This is a genomic window from Salinispora tropica CNB-440, from assembly GCF_000016425.1.
Classification (GTDB): domain Bacteria; phylum Actinomycetota; class Actinomycetes; order Mycobacteriales; family Micromonosporaceae; genus Micromonospora; species Micromonospora tropica.
Genome location: NC_009380.1, coordinates 4239260 through 4255694, shown reverse-complemented (window position 1 = coordinate 4255694; position 16435 = coordinate 4239260). Strand labels below are relative to the sequence as shown.

Annotated in this window: 16 protein-coding genes; 10 read left to right on the top strand and 6 right to left on the bottom strand. The window is 71.0% G+C overall.

The genetic code is table 11. The features are described from left to right. Positions 1–46 precede the first annotated feature (46 nt). Positions 47–1615 carry an MDR family MFS transporter gene (locus tag STROP_RS18640; protein ID WP_012014915.1) on the top strand — a complete coding sequence of 523 codons (1569 nt, stop codon included), beginning with the start codon at positions 47–49 and terminating at the stop codon, positions 1613–1615. A gap of 20 nt (positions 1616–1635) precedes the next feature. On the opposite strand, the gene STROP_RS18635 is transcribed toward STROP_RS18640, so the two are convergent. Beyond that, a complete protein-coding gene (locus STROP_RS18635; protein WP_012014914.1) occupies positions 1636–3450 on the bottom strand; it encodes a tetratricopeptide repeat protein in 1815 nt (604 codons plus the stop codon). Positions 3451–3636: 186 nt separating this feature from the next. Between STROP_RS18635 and STROP_RS18630 the strand changes: the two genes are divergently transcribed. Both STROP_RS18630 and STROP_RS18625 read left to right on the top strand, forming a co-directional pair. Then, complete coding sequence (locus STROP_RS18630; protein WP_012014913.1) at positions 3637–4668, top strand: SIS domain-containing protein; 1032 nt, start codon at positions 3637–3639, stop codon at positions 4666–4668. 24 nt (positions 4669–4692) lie between these two features. Beyond that, positions 4693–6219, top strand: coding sequence for a sensor histidine kinase (locus STROP_RS18625; protein WP_026275137.1), 1527 nt, complete (start codon positions 4693–4695; stop codon positions 6217–6219). A 22-nt stretch (positions 6220–6241) separates the two neighbouring features. Here STROP_RS18625 and STROP_RS18620 read toward each other — a convergent pair whose 3' ends face one another. Continuing rightward, positions 6242–7690 carry a glycosyltransferase family 39 protein gene (locus STROP_RS18620; protein WP_043535469.1) on the bottom strand — a complete coding sequence of 483 codons (1449 nt, stop codon included), beginning with the start codon at positions 7688–7690 and terminating at the stop codon, positions 6242–6244. Between the two features lie 339 nt (positions 7691–8029). Here STROP_RS18620 and STROP_RS18615 point away from each other — a divergent pair, with 339 nt between their 5' ends. Genes STROP_RS18615 through STROP_RS18605 form a run of 4 tightly spaced genes read left to right on the top strand, consistent with a single transcriptional unit; the run spans position 8030 to position 11404 of the window. Then, the gene (locus STROP_RS18615; RefSeq protein ID WP_012014910.1) at positions 8030–9739 is read left to right on the top strand and encodes a nitrite/sulfite reductase; all 1710 of its coding nucleotides are present in this window, start codon (positions 8030–8032) and stop codon (positions 9737–9739) included. Beyond that, entirely contained in the window at positions 9736–9894 is a 159-nt protein-coding gene (locus STROP_RS25240; RefSeq protein WP_018830641.1) for a hypothetical protein, read from the top strand. The genes STROP_RS18615 and STROP_RS25240 overlap by 4 nt, the downstream gene beginning before the upstream one ends. Then, positions 9891–10661: a phosphoadenylyl-sulfate reductase gene (locus STROP_RS18610; protein ID WP_012014909.1), complete on the top strand. Its 771-nt coding sequence runs from the start codon at positions 9891–9893 to the stop codon at positions 10659–10661. The genes STROP_RS25240 and STROP_RS18610 overlap by 4 nt, the downstream gene beginning before the upstream one ends. Beyond that, complete coding sequence (locus STROP_RS18605; protein ID WP_018830640.1) at positions 10643–11404, top strand: sirohydrochlorin chelatase; 762 nt, start codon at positions 10643–10645, stop codon at positions 11402–11404. The genes STROP_RS18610 and STROP_RS18605 overlap by 19 nt, the downstream gene beginning before the upstream one ends. Positions 11405–11537: 133 nt before the next feature. Here the strand turns inward: STROP_RS18605 and STROP_RS18600 are convergent, their stop codons facing one another. Beyond that, a complete protein-coding gene (locus STROP_RS18600) occupies positions 11538–11795 on the bottom strand; it encodes a WhiB family transcriptional regulator (protein WP_012014907.1) in 258 nt (85 codons plus the stop codon). Positions 11796–12219: 424 nt separating this feature from the next. Continuing rightward, positions 12220–13170, bottom strand: coding sequence for a diacylglycerol/lipid kinase family protein (locus tag STROP_RS18595; protein ID WP_012014906.1), 951 nt, complete (start codon positions 13168–13170; stop codon positions 12220–12222). A 42-nt stretch (positions 13171–13212) separates the two neighbouring features. Between STROP_RS18595 and STROP_RS18590 the strand changes: the two genes are divergently transcribed. Beyond that, complete coding sequence (locus STROP_RS18590; RefSeq protein ID WP_018830638.1) at positions 13213–13602, top strand: hypothetical protein; 390 nt, start codon at positions 13213–13215, stop codon at positions 13600–13602. 130 nt (positions 13603–13732) lie between these two features. Here STROP_RS18590 and STROP_RS18585 read toward each other — a convergent pair whose 3' ends face one another. Next, entirely contained in the window at positions 13733–14134 is a 402-nt protein-coding gene (locus STROP_RS18585; protein ID WP_012014904.1) for an ATP-binding protein, read from the bottom strand. Between the two features lie 140 nt (positions 14135–14274). After that, a complete protein-coding gene (gene sodN / locus STROP_RS18580) occupies positions 14275–14679 on the bottom strand; it encodes a superoxide dismutase, Ni (protein ID WP_012014903.1) in 405 nt (134 codons plus the stop codon). A gap of 24 nt (positions 14680–14703) precedes the next feature. Between sodN and STROP_RS18575 the strand changes: the two genes are divergently transcribed. Both STROP_RS18575 and STROP_RS18570 read left to right on the top strand, forming a co-directional pair. Beyond that, positions 14704–15105 carry a S24/S26 family peptidase gene (locus STROP_RS18575; protein WP_012014902.1) on the top strand — a complete coding sequence of 134 codons (402 nt, stop codon included), beginning with the start codon at positions 14704–14706 and terminating at the stop codon, positions 15103–15105. A 141-nt stretch (positions 15106–15246) separates the two neighbouring features. Next, positions 15247–16422 (top strand): NAD(P)-dependent malic enzyme, encoded by a 1176-nt coding sequence (locus STROP_RS18570; protein ID WP_012014901.1) that lies wholly within the window; start codon positions 15247–15249, stop codon positions 16420–16422. Positions 16423–16435: the final 13 nt, after the last annotated feature.

The following is a 16435-nucleotide window of genomic DNA, read 5'->3' as shown; positions in this document are numbered from 1 at the left end:
ACTAGCCGGTCGGCAAGTAAGCTCACCACCTCGGGGGAAGCAACGTATGGCCCAGGCAACCCAGGCGCCGACGCGACCGAACATCCGGGTCGTGCTCTTTAGCCTGATGATCGCCATGATGCTGGCGATGCTGGACAACATGATCGTCAGCACCGCCCTGCCGAGGATCGTGGGTGAGTTCGGCGGGCTGGACCACTTCACGTGGGTTGTTACCGCCTATGTTCTCGGGACGACCGTCTCCACACCGATCTGGGGCAAGCTCGGTGATCTCTTCGGCCGGAAGCCGATCTTCCTGACCTCGGTCGTGATCTTCCTGCTCGGGTCCGCGCTCTGCGGCATGGCGGGCTCCCGCCTGCTCGGCGGACCGGACGACGGGATGGCGGAGCTGATCGCCTTCCGTGCGGTGCAGGGCCTCGGTGCGGGTGGCCTGATGGTCGGCGTGTTGGCGATCATCGGCGATCTGGTGCCGCCCCGCGAGCGGGGCCGCTACCAAGGCATGATCGCCGGGATCATGGCGATCGCCCTGGTGGCGGGCCCGCTGGTCGGTGGCTTCATCACCGATCATCTCTCCTGGCGCTGGGCCTTCTATGTCAACCTGCCCCTCGGCGGGGCCGCGCTGGTGCTGCTCGTCGCCACCCTGCGTCTGCCCCGGCACCGTACCGAGCACCGGATCGACTGGCTCGGTGCCGCGCTGCTCGCGGTCGGCATCACCGCGATCGTGCTGATCACCACGTGGGGCGGCAACGAGTACGCCTGGCGTTCTCCGCAGATCGTTGGCCTGATCGTTCTCGCGCTGGCTTCGCTCGCCGCCTTCGGGGTCGTTGAGCGGCGGGCGGTTGAGCCGGTCCTGCCGCTTTCGCTCTTCGCCAACCGCAACTTCGCGCTGATCTCGGTGATCGGCTTCCTGCTCGGCTTCGCGATGTACGGGGCGATGAGCTTTCTGCCGCTCTACCAGCAGACCGTGCAGGGCGCCTCAGCCACCGAATCCGGGTTGCTCCTGCTGCCGTTGATGTTCGGCATGCTGGTGGTATCGCTGTTGGTGGGGCGGACGATCACCAGGACCGGCCGGTACCGGGCCTTCCCGATCATCGGCGGGGTGGTGATGAGCGCGGCGATGGTCCTGCTGACGCGGCTCGACGCGCAGACCGACGTGGTGGAGTCCTCGCTCTACCTACTCGTGCTCGGCGTCGGCATGGGCTTTCTCATGCAGACGACGATGCTGATCGCGCAGAACAGCGTTGACCAACGTGACCTGGGTGCGGCCAGCGGCGCGGCGACCTTCTTCCGCTCGATCGGCGGATCGTTCGGCATCTCGCTCTTCGGGGCCGTTTTCGCCAGCCGGCTGTCCGACTCCCCCGCCGGCGGGATATTCGGCGGCGGTGAGGCCGGGACGGCGATGGACCTCGTGAAGCTTCGGGAGCTACCGGAGACGCTCCGGGAACTGGTCCTCGGCGGCCTCGCCGACGCGGTCTCGCACGTGTTCCTGTGGGCCCTGCTGTTCACCCTCGTGGTGCCGGTGTTCGCCTGGCTCATCAGGGAGATTCCGCTGCGTACCGAGAACATCTCGGTACCGGCGGGGGAGGCGGAGCGCCAGCGCCCGGATGTCGATCGCTGACCCGCGTCGACCCGGCGAGGTCAGGGGCGGCGGAAGATGGCCGTGATGTGTCGCCAGAGGTGGCGAAGTCGGCCGGGCGGCGCGGGAACCGGCGGCCGGCCATCGGTCAACGTCTGGGCCAGCGCTCGGGACTCCGGGGTCAGGTCCGGGGTCGCCAGTGCCAGGTGCGCCAGGGACCTGGCGATCGGGACCGGACGGGTTCGCGCCACCTCGACCGCGTCGGCGAGTCTCTCGGCGACCACCGCGGCGACCTCGGGGCGGACCGCCGGGTCGACCCAGGCGAGGGTGACCAGGGCGAAGAGTGCGGCCTCGGTGGCCCAGTCCTCGACACCCCAGGCGAGGTCCAGAAGCACCGCCCGGCGGGTGGAGGCCGGCCACGGCTCGTCGGTGCGGTGATGCAGCAGCCCGAGGCAGGCCCACACCTGAACGCTGCGGACCCAGAGGGACGGGTCCTGCTCGTCGAGGACCCGGCCCAGCGCGGTCGGTGGGGTCGCTGGCGGATGGGCCAGCAGACCGAGTAGGTCGGTCAGGTCCAGGGTGGCCAGGGCCACGGCGGCGTCGTACGCCGCCGGGGGATGGGGCCACGCCGGATGCACGAACTGCCGGAGGTGCTCGGCTGCCAGTGGCGAGGGGGCTTCGACGGCGGGCGTGCCGTCGTGCCGCCACAGGTGCCAGTCAACCGCTCGTCGGGGCTCGCGTGGGTCAGGGCCCGGACCGTGCGCCAGCTGGACTCGCAGGCCGGGCACGGCTCGGGTGAGAGTGTGCAGGGCACTCGGTGGTACCGGCGACCCGAGCCGGACGCTGGCTCCCAGCTGACCGCCGGCATGGTTGGCCCGGAGCGCGTCAACAGCGGGGCCGGCGGCCGGAGTGATCTGTCCGAGCCAGGGTTGGCCGGCGCAGGACTCGGCGAGGTCGGTGTGCTCGTGGGTGTCCTCGGGATGCTCCCGGACGAAATCCGCCAGCGCGATCAGGTGGGCGACATCGCCGTCGCGCTGGAAACGCAGCCGCTGTGCGGTGTGCACCGCACAGTCGAACGTCGGGTCCCGGGCGAGCGCCCGGTTGATCCAGTCGAGGGCCTCGTCCAGCCGTCCGTGGTCGGCGAGGGTGCCGGCGATGTCGGCATAGACGGCCAGGTCGTCCGGGTCGTGCTCAACGGCTCGTTCCAGCGCCGCGAGGGCTTCTCGGATCCGCCCCGCGCTTCGGAGGGCGTACCCGAGCCACACCTCGCCGATCTTCGACGGCTCGGCGCGTAGCCCCTGGGACGCCCATCGGACGGCAAGCGCTACCTCGCCGAGCCGACGGGCCAGTGCGGAGGCGGCCCCGAACAGCAGCGCGTGTCCGTGGTGCGCCGTCACCGCGTTGCGGGCCAACGTGAGGTATGGAGTGAGGGCGGCCTGGCCGGCCCGGGGGACCGGATCCGCGGTCGCGGCGCAGACCTGCATGAGAATCTGGGCGGTGCGCTCCGGCCCGAGGCGTTCGGCGAGGTCGGGGGCGGTCACCCAGGGCACCTCCGCCCATGGTGCGGTGGGCGCGTAGCCGGTGGCGGCGACGAGCAGGTCCAGCCCTTCGGCGGGACGGCCGGCAGCGGCGAGTAGGTGGGCCCGGGCGACCACGGTCCCGACGAAGACGTTCTGGTGCAGGGGAAAGAGGCCGAGCCCGTCGCCGTCGACGGCAGCGAGCCGGGCGAGCAACTCGTGGGCCTCGGGCAGGGTCGGCGCCTGCGCCAGCGCCCCCGCGATGTGGGTGGCGGCGTGCGCCAGGTCACCCTCGGTAAGGGCTAGTCGGGCCAGGGTCAGTTCCTCCGCCGCCGGCAGGTCTCGCTTGTCCGGGGACACGTTCTTCTCCCGACATGGTGGTAAGCGCTCCGGTCGGTCAGCGTAGGTGATAGTGAGGATTTTTAGCGATGGTCGGGCGCTCCTGCTCGTTGTGTTGCTATTCAGCGCTGAAAAGTGCAAGACTGAACACAAACGCGCGGGAATCGCGCATCAGGAGGAGTTTCTGTGACGCGTCCAGGGGCCGGCATGGCCGCCGACATTGACGAGCAGCCGGCGACGTACGCACGCCTGCTCTCCGCCGAACGTGCCCGGCCGATCGCCCAGGTCGCCGCCGCCATCGCCGAGCACCGACCGCGGCACGTGGTGTTCACGGCTCGCGGCACCTCAGACCACGCTGCGCTCTACGGCACCTACCTGACCGAGATCCGGCTGGGTCTGCCCGCCGGGCTCGCCTCGCCCAGCTCCGTCACCGCGTACGGCGCCCGCCCGGACCTCTCCGCCGCGCTCGTGGTCGGCGTGAGCCAGAGCGGCGGCTCCCCCGACCTCACCGAGGTGCTGCGGGCCGCCCGGAACTCCGGCGCGCTCACCCTCGCGGTCACCAACGCGCCCGACTCGCCGCTGGCCGAGGTGGCGGAGCTGAGCGTGGACATCGCCGCCGGGCACGAACGGGCAGTGGCCGCCACCAAGACGTACACGGCTGAACTGCTCGCCCTGCTCATGTTGGTAGAGGGCATTCGGGCCGGTGACGGCGTGCTGCCGGCCGCCGAGCGGGCAGCCCTCGACGCACTGCCCGAACTCGCCGCGCGTACCCTCGCCGACCCGACGCCCGCCCAGCTCGCCCCCCGGTACCGGTTCGCCGGGCAGCTGGTGACGACCGGCCGGGGGTACGCGTACCCGACGGCGCGGGAGGCCGCGCTGAAGCTGATGGAAACCTCGTACCTACCGGCGCTCGCCTTCTCCGGTGCCGATCTGCTGCACGGTCCGCTCGCTATGACCGATCCGGATGTGCCGGTGCTGGCGGTGGTCGGCTCCGGCCCCGGCGGTCAAGCGATGGGGGAGGTGCTGCCACGGCTCGGCGAGCGCCGCGCCGACGTGGTGGTGGTCGGCTCGGCGGAGGTGCCCTCCACGACGCGGATCGCCGTTCCCGAGGTCGACGAGCGGTATGCGCCGCTGCTGGACATCCTGCCGCTGCAGCGCCTGGCCCTGGCGCTCGCGCTGGCCCGAGGCGAGGACCCGGACGCGCCCCGGGGCCTGAAGAAGGTCACCGCGACGATGTGAGTGCTGGCGTGGCAGGCTGGGCGGGTGTCAACGCTGCGCGACCTCGCCGACGAGCACACCCAGCTACGCCCTGCTGACATCGACCATCTACATCGGATCGCGGGCGACTGGCAGTTGCTCTCCGATATGTCCTTTGCCGACCTGTTGCTCTGGGTGCCGGTGGGCGAGGACGGGACGTTCCTCTGCGTGGCCCAGGTTCGACCGACCACCGCGCCCACCGCGTACCAGGATGATCAGGTAGGTCGACTCACCGGTGGTCCGGAGGTGGACCACCTGGAGGTCGCCTATCGGCGGGGCCGGATCTGGCGGGAGGGCGATCCGGTCTGGTACGGGGACGTGCCCGCGCGGCACGAGGCGATCCCGGTTCGGCTGCGGGCCGCCGACGGTGAGCAGGCCGAGGTGATCGCCGTGGTCGGCCGGGACACCAACCTGTCGACCGCCCGGACTCCCAGTCAACTGGAGCTGAACTACCTGACCACGGCGGACGACCTGGCGCAGATGCTCGCCGACGGCACCTTCCCGCCGCCCCGGCTTCCCGGGGAGACCACCTCGGCTCCCCGGGTCGGCGACGGGCTGGTCCGGCTGGATGCGGGCGGCAGGGTGACGTATGCGAGCCCGAACGCGCAGTCGGCGTACCGGCGGGTTGGTTACGCCTCGGACCTGGTGGGGGAGGACCTCACGGCGCTGCACCGGCGCCTCGCCGACGACCCACTGGAGGGGACCGACGCGGCCAATGCGGCGCTCGCCGCGCTTCGGGGTGAGGCGCCGCCGCGCCGTGAGATCAACGCGCGTGGGGCGACCATGCTGACCCGGGCGTTACCGCTGATCCCCGCCGGAGTACCGATCGGCGCGTTGGTGCTGGTCCGTGATGTCACCGAGGTCCGGCGCCGGGACCGGGCGTTGATGACCAAGGACGCCACCATTCGGGAGATCCATCACCGGGTGAAGAACAACCTCCAGACCGTCGCCGCCCTGTTGCGGCTGCAGGCCCGCCGGGTAGCCATGCCGGAGGCGCGGATCGCGCTGGAGGAGTCGGTCCGCCGGGTCGCCTCGATCGCGCTGGTACACGAGACGCTCTCCATGTCCAACGACGAGGTGGTCGAGTTCGACGGGATCGTGGACCGGGTGGCGAGCGCGGCGACCGAGGTGGCGGCCACCGAGTCGACCGTCCGGATGCGCCGTCAGGGCAGCTTCGGTGTGCTCCCCGCCGAGCTCGCCACGTCGCTGGTGATGGTCCTCAACGAGCTCCTGCTGAACGCCGTCGAGCACGGGTTCCCCGCCGATGAAGAGGCTGGTGAGCAGCCGGGAGCCGCCGGTTCCTCCCCCGAGGTGGTGGTTTCGGCCCACCGCTTTCGCAAGATCCTGCATGTGTCGGTGGCCGACAACGGTGGTGGACTGCCGCCGGGTTTCGACGCTGAACGCGGCGGCAGTCTCGGCTTGCAGATCGTCCGCGCGCTGGTCACCGGGGAGCTGCGCGGCACGATCGAGCTGCGGACGAGCGCCAGCGGAGGAACCGAGGCGCTGCTCGTCCTTCCACTCGACCGGCTGTGACCATCCCGGTGTGCGGCGCCGGCTAGCGGCGTACCAGGGCGACGGTCAGTCCGGAAGGGTGCCAGACCTGCTCGACCATCCGTCCGTCGCGCAGCGCCTCCCCCTTCGCGCCGGGCACGGCGGCGAGCGGGTCGTCGTGCCGGCCGGCCAGCACCAGCCAGACCCGGTCCGCATCGGTCAGGCACGGTGCTGGGCGGGCACACTCGGCGGCCCACAGGTCACCCCGGCGGGCGGGGCTGGCGGTGACCAGTACGTCCTGGGGACGGTTGTCGCCCAGGTGGTAGGCCAGGCCCAGGTCGAGGAAGAGCCAGCTCTCCCGGGGCGAGTAGACGACCGCGTCGCTGGGGCGCTGTCCGTCCGCCACGATCTCGGCCGCCCCGGCGTAGTCGACCACCGCCGAACGAGGCCACTCGTGGGTCCGCCGCAGCGCCGCCTGGGCCGGCAGACCGAGCGTCCCAGCCAGGGCCACGATGGTCAGCGCGGGAAGAAACGGCACCCCGGCCAGGGCGACGCCAGCGAGCAGACAGCCGAAGGGCACCACGAAGACCAGGTAGCGGGGCACCCAGAGAGGGACAAGCACGCCGACGGCGAAGACCAACAGCACCGGTAGGAGCACCGCCAACCCGGGAAGCAGCGCCGACCGCCCCACCGTTGCGGCGCCGAGCGCAGCGAGCCCGACCAGCAGGCCCCCGACCACCCCGCTCTGCGTCAACCCGCCGGCCAGCGCGGCGAGATCGGCGGGGCGGGCGGGGTCCACCCAGTCGAGCTGGCGGGCGTGCTGGCCATGGGCGACCCAGACCAGCGGACCGACCAGCAGCACCATCGGAACGAGCGCGAGCAGCCAGGGTCCGAGGATGCGTCGGTCGGGGTGCCGCCGCCTGGCAACAAGCACCGCCACCGCGTGTGCCGGGAGCAGGGTGAGCGCGACCAGGTGGGTCAGGCCCAGCGCGGCCAGCGCAGCGGCGTAACCGGCCCAGCGGATCCGATCTCCGGTCCGCCGGCCCTCGGGCGACGGAGCTACGGCGGTGACCAGCACCAGCGTCGCCAGGACGGCGAGGACGGTGGCCAGCGCGTACGGGCGGGCCTCCTGCCCGTACCGGGACGTGCTGGGAAGCAACGCGAAGAGGAGGCCGGCGAGCAGCCCGGCCGGCCGGCCGTACAGGCGTGCGCCGAGGAGCGCGGTCAGGGCCGCGGTGGTGGTCATGGCGAGCACGGCCGGCAGCCGCAGGGCGGCCACCGAATCGCCCGCTCCGGCCACCCACAGGTGCATCAGCAGGTAGTAGGGCCCGGTTGCGGCGTCGATCGTGCCGGCGAGCCGGACCAGGTCGCCGAGCGGGCGGGTGGCGGCGCTCCACGTCGCCAACTCGTCTCGCCAGAGCTGTGCTCCGGCCACGTCGGTGAGGGTGACCGCGAGCGCCAGCAGCGCCGGCGGCAGCCACACCGGCGGCTGCGGCACGGTTCGCGCGCCCATGTCGCTGAGCCTCGCACAGCACCGGCCCCCGGGGAGGCCGGACGGGAACACCGCCGACCGTGATGTGGGATGCTGCACGCGAACCTTGGCTGTTCCGGTGACGCCGTGGCAGCATAACGTCATGGCTGCCGCCGTTGTTCGCCACTTCGTGGCCCGTCGCCACGTCGATTATGGCCGCGTGCGCAGCGCGATCTGTCCGGCTCACTGACGACGCCCGACCCAGCTGTCTCGGGCGCTCTGCGCCGGCTACTCAGCCCCGGCCCCAGCCCGTGTCGCCGGGGCAGCTACCGCGCTCGGCGCAGCGGTCACGAGGCACCGGAGACAACGGAGGACGCCACGATGGCGCTCAGCAATCCGGCCCGGCCCGAGGACCCCACGCTCCGATCGGTCCGGGTTCCCCGTCGGCCCCGTGGGGAGGGCCAGTGGGCGCTCGGTTACCACGAACCGCTCAACGTCAACGAGCGGATCAAGAAGGACGACGACCCACTGAACGTCCGAGCCCGGATCGAGAACATCTATGCCCACCAGGGCTTCGCCTCGATCGACCCACAGGACCTGCGGGGTCGGTTTCGCTGGTGGGGCCTCTACACGCAACGCAAGGCCGGCATCGACGGTGGGCGTACCGCCGTGCTGGAGCCGCACGAGCTTGAGGACGAGTTCTTCATGCTCCGGGTACGCATCGACGGCGGCCAGCTCTCCGTGGCCCAACTCCGGGTGGTGGCCGAGATCTCCCGCGAGTTTGCCCGGGACACCGCCGACCTCACCGACCGGCAGAACATCCAGTACCACTGGATCCGGATCGAGGACATGCCGGAGATCTGGCGTCGACTGGAGTCAGTCGGCCTCCAGACCACGGAGGCCTGCGGTGACTGCCCCCGGATCGTGCTCGGCAGCCCGGTCGCTGGCGTGGCCCGGGACGAAGTGATCGATCCGACGCCGGCGATCGACGAGATCGTCCGTCGCTACGTCGGCGACAAGCAGTACTCCAACCTGCCCCGTAAGTTCAAGTCCTCGATCTCCTGGTTGGTGGACACCCCGTACGAGACGAACGACATCGCCTTCCTCGGGGTGGTACACCCGGAGCACGGCCCCGGCTTCGACCTCTGGGTCGGCGGCGGCCTCTCCACGAACCCGATGCTCGCCCAGCGGCTCGGTGTGTGGGTGCCGTTGCACGAGGTGCCGGACGTCTGGGCGGGGGTGGTGGGCATCTTCCGCGACTACGGCTACCGACGGCTGCGCCACCGCGCCCGGCTGAAGTTCCTGGTCGCCGACTGGGGGGCGGCGAAGTTCCGGGAGGTGCTGGAGCAGGAGTACCTGGGCCGTGCCCTGCGGGACGGACCATCGGCCGAGCTGCCGGCGCAGCAGATCGACCACATCGGGGTGCACGAGCAGCGCGACGGGCGCAGCTATGTTGGGGCCGCTGCGGTGGTCGGCCGGGTTTCGGGTGAACTGCTCACCCGGCTCGCCGACGTGGCCGAGGCGCACGGCAGCGGCCGCGTTCGGCTGACTCCCTACCAGAAGCTGTTGGTCCTGGACGTGCCGCCGGATCGGACGGAGTCCTTGATCGGGGCGTTGGGCGAGATCGGCCTGTCGGCCCGGCCATCGGCCTGGCGGCGTGGGGCCATGGCCTGCACCGGCCTCGAGTTCTGCAAGCTGGCCATCGTCGAGACCAAGGCGCGGGGCGAGGAGTTGGTGGCCCGGCTGGAGGAGCGGCTGCGGGACTTCGACGCCGACATCACGATCCACCTCAACGGCTGCCCGAACGCGTGCGCCCGTACTCAGGTTGCCGACATCGGCCTCAAGGGCCAGCTGATGGTCGGCGAGGACGGTCGCCAGGTGGAGGGCTTCCAGGTGCATCTCGGCGGTGGTCTGGGGATGACGCAGGGCCGGGCCGCGGGGTTCGGCCGCAAGCCGCGCGGCCTGAAGGTCACCGCGGCGCGGCTTCCGGAGTACGTGGAGCAGCTGGCCCGGCGTTACCTGGCTGGCCGGACCGACGGCGAGACGTTCGCCAGCTGGGTGATCCGCGCCGAGGAGGGGGAGCTCCGATGAGTGACACCCGTTCTGCCCCGCTGTACTGCCCGTACTGCGGTGAGGAGGATTTGCGGCCGAGTGAGACGGGACACGGCGGTTGGGCGTGTCACGCCTGCGCCCGGGTCTTCACCGTACGGCTGCAGGGCCTGCTGGCGAAGGCGGTGATCCGGTGAGCGGTCTCGTCTGGGCGGCCGGTCTCGGCCTGGTCGGGGCCGGCGAACCGGCCGCTGCCGAACCGGCCGCTGCCGACGCGAATCGGCAGGAGCTGCGCACGCTGGCCGAGGAGGCTGGCCGGGAGCTGGAGGGCGCACCGGCGCTGGAGGTTGTTCGGTGGGCGGTTGAGAGGTTCGGAGATCGGTTCTGCGTCACTAGTTCGATGGCCGACGCGGTGCTCGTCCACCTGGTTTCCCGAGTCGCGCCCGGCGTTGACGTGGTCTTCCTGGACACCGGTCTGCACTTCCCGGAGACGCTCCGGGTTCGGGACCAGGTCTCCCGCACCATGCCGGTGAACGTCCGCTCGATCCGACCTCGGCTGACCGTCGGCCAGCAGGACGGCGAGTACGGACCGCGCTTGTTCCACCGCTCCCCGGATGACTGCTGCCAGCTGCGCAAGGTGGAGTCGCTGGAGCGGGCCCTGGTGGGGTATGACGCGTGGGCCACGGGGCTGCGCCGGGACGACTCGCCGTCCCGGGCGAACACCCCGGTGGTGACCTTCGACACGCGTCGGGGCAAGGTGAAGGTCAACCCGATCGCGGCGTGGACGCAGGCCGATGTGGAGACGTACATCTCTCAATGGGACGTACCGGTCAACGAACTGTTCGGCCGGGCCTACAGCTCGGTCGGCTGCTGGCCCTGCACCCGGCGGACGAGGGCTGGGGAGGACGCTCGGGCCGGCCGGTGGGCGATGTTCGAGAAGGCCGAGTGCGGCCTGCACGGCTGAGTGCGCCCGGGGGCCATGGGGACCCGGTGCTCCTGGTCGCGCACGGCAGTCGGGACCCACGGGCCGCCGCAGCGACGCGGGCGCTGGCCGCGGCGGTGTCCGCCGCTCGGCCTGGCCGTCGGGTGGTGCCGAGCTGGCTGGACCACACCCGCCCCGGGCCTACGGAGGCGTTGCAGGCCTTGGCCGGCGCGGGCTTCCCCCGGGTGGTGCTGGTGCCGCTGCTGCTGACCGCCGCGTATCACCGGCGAGTGGACATTCCAGCGGCCGTCGCAGGGGTCCGCCAGATGGTTCCCGAGCTGGCGGTACGGGTGACCGATGTGCTTGGTCCCGCTGTCCGGAGGGTCGATCCGGCGTTGTTGGCCGGGCTGCGCCGCCGTCTGGCCGAGGCGGAGCCCGGCGGCTACGACGGGCTGGTGCTGGCCGCCGCGGGTACCCGGGATCCGGTCGCCCGCGCCTCGGTGGGGCGGGTGGCGGCATCGCTGCGGGCGGCCCTGGGCGTTCCGACTCGGGTCTCCTACGCCTCGGCTGCCCCGCCCGCCGCTGGTGTGGCGGTGAACCGCCTGCGAGCTCGGGGCGCGCGACGGGTGGCTGTGGCCGCGTACTTCCTGGCACCCGGGCTGTTCCACGACGCGGTGACCGTCTCTGCCCGCCAGGCCGGTGCGGTGGCGGTGGCGGCCCCGCTCGCGGACGCTCCCGAACTGGTCGACCTGGTCCTTCGCCGGGTTGACGCGGCGTTCGGTTAGGCCCTGGTGTGTCGCCTGGTGGTAGCGGGTCGTGGTGGGTGGGCAGGTGGTAGTGGGTCGTGGTTGACACCGACCGGGCAGCGGAACGCCCCGGCGGGTGGACCGACCGGGGCGTTCCGTTTTTGGCTGGTGGTCAGGCGGTGTGAGCGCGCAGCACCCGGAGGCCGCCGCGACGCTTCACGGCGCGCCGCTCCTCCTCGCTCATCCCGCCCCAGACGCCTGCGTCCTGGCCGGACTCGAGGGCCCACTGCAGGCACTGGTCCGTCGCCGGGCAGCGCCGGCAGACGGCTTTGGCCTGCTCCACCTGCAGGAGGGCCGGACCGGACGTCCCGATCGGGAAGAACAGTTCCGGGTCCTCGTCGCGGCAGACAGCATGGTGACGCCAGTCCATGGCGGCAACACTCCTCATTCTGGATGGGTGGCAGATGGCTTGCTATATGCATCCGCAGCGCCGGCCGTAACGGTTCGCGCCCGGCTTGCTGGCAGTGCGTGAGCAGGCTGTTGGCCCCGTAGACCTGCTGGAACCGCTCATTTTGCTGAGCGTATCCAGGCAATGTCCCGGAAACTCAAGTCGCTTGTGAATACTTTCACGAACGCTCGCGATGTCAAGGGTGACGCTCGGAAAACTCCGTGCGGTGAGCAAGCCCACAGCCTGTTTGTCCTGATTTGCCTGAGGCTCCGGATACTCGGAGTACCACAGTCGGGGATCAATATAGTACGGCGGCGCTGATTTTGCTGACATTTCCGTCACTCACCCCAACGTGGCGCCAATCGTCATCCGACGGGCCGGCTCAACCGAGGGGAGTACCCGAGAGCTAGCAGATTACTCGCACTGCCGCGGGCGTGGCGGTGAATTCGACTTTCTCGCGCTCGCCCAGGTACTCGCCATCGAGCTGGAACGCCTGCGGGCGGCGGGCGACCAAGGTGAACTCGGTCAGGTCGTGGAGTCGGAGCACCTGTTTGCCGTGCGGACCCGGCTGTTGACCGAAGAATTGAGTGATCGCCCGTGTTGTGCTGGTCACCCGCAGTTGCCGTAGGGCGAACGCGTCTAGGCCGAGGTCGAACGATGCCTCCGGATTCGGGTTCACCTCCCGATCGCCGAGGTACGTCCAGGGCGCGGTGTTCTGGACGATCACCGTGGCGAGCTGCTCCTCGGTGGGCTGCTCCGGCCGCTGGAGGGCGATTGCGGGGTGCCGGCGATCCGAGGCGAGGAAGTACTGGGCGAGGGTCGATCGGAAGTACAGGCTGGGCGTGGAGACCTGTCCGCGTCGGCGGGACCCTTCCACTCGGTGGATCACCGCGGCATCGACTCCGAAACCGGCGCAGAAGGTGAAGTAGCGATCATCTGCCCGGCCCAGGCCGATGGTGCGGTGTCGGCCCAACCGCAGCCCTTCCAAGATCATGCTGGCGCCGTCCGGCCATTCCCGGGGTAGGCCGAGAGCGCGGGCGAAGACGTTCGTCGAACCGCCCGGCACGGTTGCCAGGGCGGGCAACTGCTCGGCCGGCGATCCCTCGGCCGCCTCCGTCGTCGGCAGCGCGGACATCAGGCCGTTGACGACCTCGTTGACCGTGCCGTCGCCACCGAGCGTGACGACCAGGTCGACGCCCTCCTCAGCCGCCTGGCGGGCCAACGTCGTGGCGTGCCCCCGGCGTCGGGTGTAGCGCACCGACAGGTCGACTTCACTGCGTAGCGCCCGGACCAGGACATCTCGACTGCGCTCGCTGGTGGTGGTGGCCTTGGGGTTGACCACCAGGACGGCCCGCATGGGCGGCACTGTACCGCGTGGCGACACCGGTATCGTGGCCGCGTGACGATCGCCTCCAACCAGATTCCCGGCCCGCTCCGGTGGGCCGTCCTGATGCTGCGCGGCGAGGCGGTCGCCGTCGGTCTGATCGCCGGCTGGCTGCTCTGGGCCAACCTCGCGGCGCCCACCGTCGACCTGGCGTCCGCGCTGCTGCTGACGGGGTTCGCCGCTGGTGCGGCGGCCGCGCTCTGGGCGCTGGGTGGGGCGCTCGCCCGGCGTCGGACGGGTGCGCGGGCTCCGTCGATCGTGCTTCAGCTCATGCTGTTACCGATCGGATGGTTCATGATCCAGGGCGGGCTCGGTTGGCTGGGCGGACCACTGATGGCACTCGGCCTCGGCGTCACCGCCCTGCTGCTGAGCACCCCGACGACCCGTGCGCTCGGCTTCGAGTAAGGGTGCTGGCGGTTGCGTCGTCCGGTCATGGGCCAGCGCCGGCACACCCGGCGTGGGGCTGGGCGCCGATGCAGCGGGTGGTTCTGCGTCGACCTGCCAACCCGGTCCCAGCCCGGCGACGGATCCGGACCTAACCGGCGACGCGACGGGTCAGCAGGGAGATGGTCGCGCGGTCGCTGTCAGTGGTAGCGGCGGCCGAGGTGGTCAGTGCGGTGAGCACCTTCCAGGCAAAGGAGGACTCGGCCGGCAGGCGCGCACCACGGGGAGTTGGCACAGTGACCTCGACGGCGAGTGCATCCTCGGTTACGGAGAACCGGCACTCCAGCTCGGCGGGCTGGGTGGCGATCGACAGCAGCATGGCGCACGCTTCGTCAACCGCGATGCGGAGATCCTCGATCTCGTCGAGGGCGAACTGCAGCCGTGCCGCGAGCCCGGCGGTGGCCGTGCGGAGCACGCTGAGGTAGCCGCCGTCCGCGGGTACGGTCAGATGCACCACGTCGTCGCTGGCGGGCTGGCTGGTCGTCGGAGTCACGTGTCATCCCCCCGGGGCGCCCGCTACCCCGAACGGGGGTAGCGCCCCGCCAGGGACTCTACCCGGTACCACCGACTCGGTTACCACGGCGACGGCCGGCACCTCCGCGGACGCGCCGGCCGTCGCCATTGACGTTGCGCCTACGCCTTCTTGGTCTCCCAGAAGATCTTCGAGATCTCGTCGATCTTCTGCAGCAACTCGTCGGCCTTCGCCGGATCGGTCGCACCCTTGGCGCCGGCCGCCCCGGCCAGCTTGGTGGCCTCGTTGAAGAGCAGGTGCAGGTGCGGGTACTTCTCGAAGTGGGCCGGCTTGAAGTAGTCGGTCCACAGCACCCACAGGTGGTGCTTCACCAGCTCGGCTCGCTGCTCCTTGATCAGGATGGCGCGGGTGCGGAACTCCGGGTCGGTGTTGGCCTGGTACTTCTCGCAGATCATTTTCACCGACTCGGCCTCGATCCGGGCCTGCGCCGGGTCGTAGACGCCGCATGGCAGGTCGCAGTGGGCGCTGGCGGTCACTCGGGGGGTGAGGATGCGTGGAAGTCGCATCAGGAGCCTCCTGGGAAGTTTGCGATGATCGAGCACGACATTACTTGCACGCCGTACCTGGTGGAGGTGAACGGGATGCCCGCGCCCCCGCCGTGCCTGCCGCCGGCTGCCCGGTGGCCGCTCTCCGCCGTCCTGGTGACGGGTCCCTCCATGGTGCCGACGCTCCGGCACGGCGACGCGGTGCTGGTGCGCCGTGGGGACCGCGGTATCCGGGCCGGTGATGTGGTGGTCGCGGTCTTTCGGAGTCGTCCCGACCTGCTGGTGGTCAAGCGGGCGGTTGGTCCGATCGCGGAGGGCTGGTGGCTCGTGGGCGACAATCCGTTGATCACTGACGACTCGCGGGCGTACGGTGGGGCGGACATCTGGGGGCGGGTGGTGGCGCGCTACTGGCCGCGGCCTCGGCTGCTGCGGCGTCCTGGAGTATGACCCTACTCACATCCGGGGGGCATGCTCCACACTATGCTCGGCAGGTGTCCCGGGTGACCCCCACACCTCGCGCCGCCGGTCAGCGCCCACCTCGCGCCCGAACGGCTGGTCCGTCTGCATCGACAGATCCTGGAGTCACCAATGTCATCGTCCACCGTGGATCCCGCGGACCCGGTCTTCCGACTGCATCGGGGCGGCAAGCTGGCCGTCGCCTCGACCGTCCCACTGACCAGTAGGGAAGACCTCTCCCTGGCGTACACCCCCGGGGTGGCCCAGGTCTGCGCGGCCATCGCCGCCGACCCCCGTCTCGCCGATGACTACACCTGGGCCGGGCACACCGTTGCGGTCGTCACCGACGGCTCCGCCGTGCTGGGGCTCGGCAATATCGGCCCGCACGCCGCGATGCCGGTCATGGAGGGTAAGGCCGTGCTGTTCAAACAGTTCGGCGGGGTGGACGCGGTGCCGATCTGCCTGAACACGCAAGATGTGGACGAGATCGTGGCAGCGGTACGGGCCCTCGCCCCCTCCTTCGGCGGTATCAACCTGGAGGACATCAGCGCGCCGCGTTGCTTCGAGGTTGAGCGGCGCCTCGACGAGGCGCTGGACATCCCGGTCTTCCACGACGACCAGCACGGCACCGCGATCGTCGTGCTCGCCGCGCTTCGCAACGCGGCGGCGTTGCTCAACCGAAAGCTCGGCGACCTTCGGGTGGCGATCAGTGGCGCGGGTGCCGCCGGTGTGGCGGTGACCAGGATGCTCGTCGCCGGCGGAGTGAACCCGGAACAGGTGGTGGTCTGTGACTCCCGGGGCATCCTCGGGCAGCACCGCGAAGGTCTCACCGGCACCAAGGCCGAGCTGGCGGAGCTGACCAACGGCGACGGCCGGCGGGGCGACGTGGCCGAGGCGCTGCGCGGCGCCGACGTGCTGATCGGTGTCTCTGGTGGCCAGATCCCCGAGGCGGCAGTGGCCGGCATGGCTCCGGGCGGGATCGTCTTCGCCCTGGCCAACCCCACCCCCGAGGTGCATCCGCGGGTGGCCGCCCAGCACGTCGCGGTGGTCGCCACCGGTCGGAGTGACCACCCCAACCAGATCAACAACGTGCTCGCCTTCCCCGGTGTCTTCCGCGGTGCGCTGGACGCCCGGGCCACCCGGATCACCGATGGCATGAAGGTGGCCGCGGCGGACGCGATCGCCGGGGTGGTGGCCGACTCGCTCGCACCCGAGGCGATCGTCCCGTCACCACTCGACCCGCGGGTGGCACCCGCTGTGGCCGAGGCCGTCGCGGAGGCCGCGCGGCGCGACGGCGTCACCCGGTAGGCGCGGGCGGCGG

Bases quoted from the DNA above. Each gene is read 5' to 3' on its own strand.
- STROP_RS18570 (WP_012014901.1), top strand. From the start codon at position 15,247: ATGTCATCGTCCACCGTGGATCCCGCGGACCCGGTCTTCCGACTGCAT.
- STROP_RS18600 (WP_012014907.1), bottom strand. From the start codon at position 11,795: ATGGACTGGCGTCACCATGCTGTCTGCCGCGACGAGGACCCGGAACTG.
- STROP_RS18595 (WP_012014906.1), bottom strand. From the start codon at position 13,170: ATGCGGGCCGTCCTGGTGGTCAACCCCAAGGCCACCACCACCAGCGAG.
- STROP_RS18620 (WP_043535469.1), bottom strand. From the start codon at position 7,690: ATGGGCGCGCGAACCGTGCCGCAGCCGCCGGTGTGGCTGCCGCCGGCG.
- STROP_RS18575 (WP_012014902.1), top strand. From the start codon at position 14,704: ATGATCGAGCACGACATTACTTGCACGCCGTACCTGGTGGAGGTGAAC.
- STROP_RS18615 (WP_012014910.1), top strand. From the start codon at position 8,030: ATGGCGCTCAGCAATCCGGCCCGGCCCGAGGACCCCACGCTCCGATCG.
- STROP_RS25240 (WP_018830641.1), top strand. From the start codon at position 9,736: ATGAGTGACACCCGTTCTGCCCCGCTGTACTGCCCGTACTGCGGTGAG.
- STROP_RS18640 (WP_012014915.1), top strand. From the start codon at position 47: ATGGCCCAGGCAACCCAGGCGCCGACGCGACCGAACATCCGGGTCGTG.
- sodN (WP_012014903.1), bottom strand. From the start codon at position 14,679: ATGCGACTTCCACGCATCCTCACCCCCCGAGTGACCGCCAGCGCCCAC.
- STROP_RS18630 (WP_012014913.1), top strand. From the start codon at position 3,637: ATGGCCGCCGACATTGACGAGCAGCCGGCGACGTACGCACGCCTGCTC.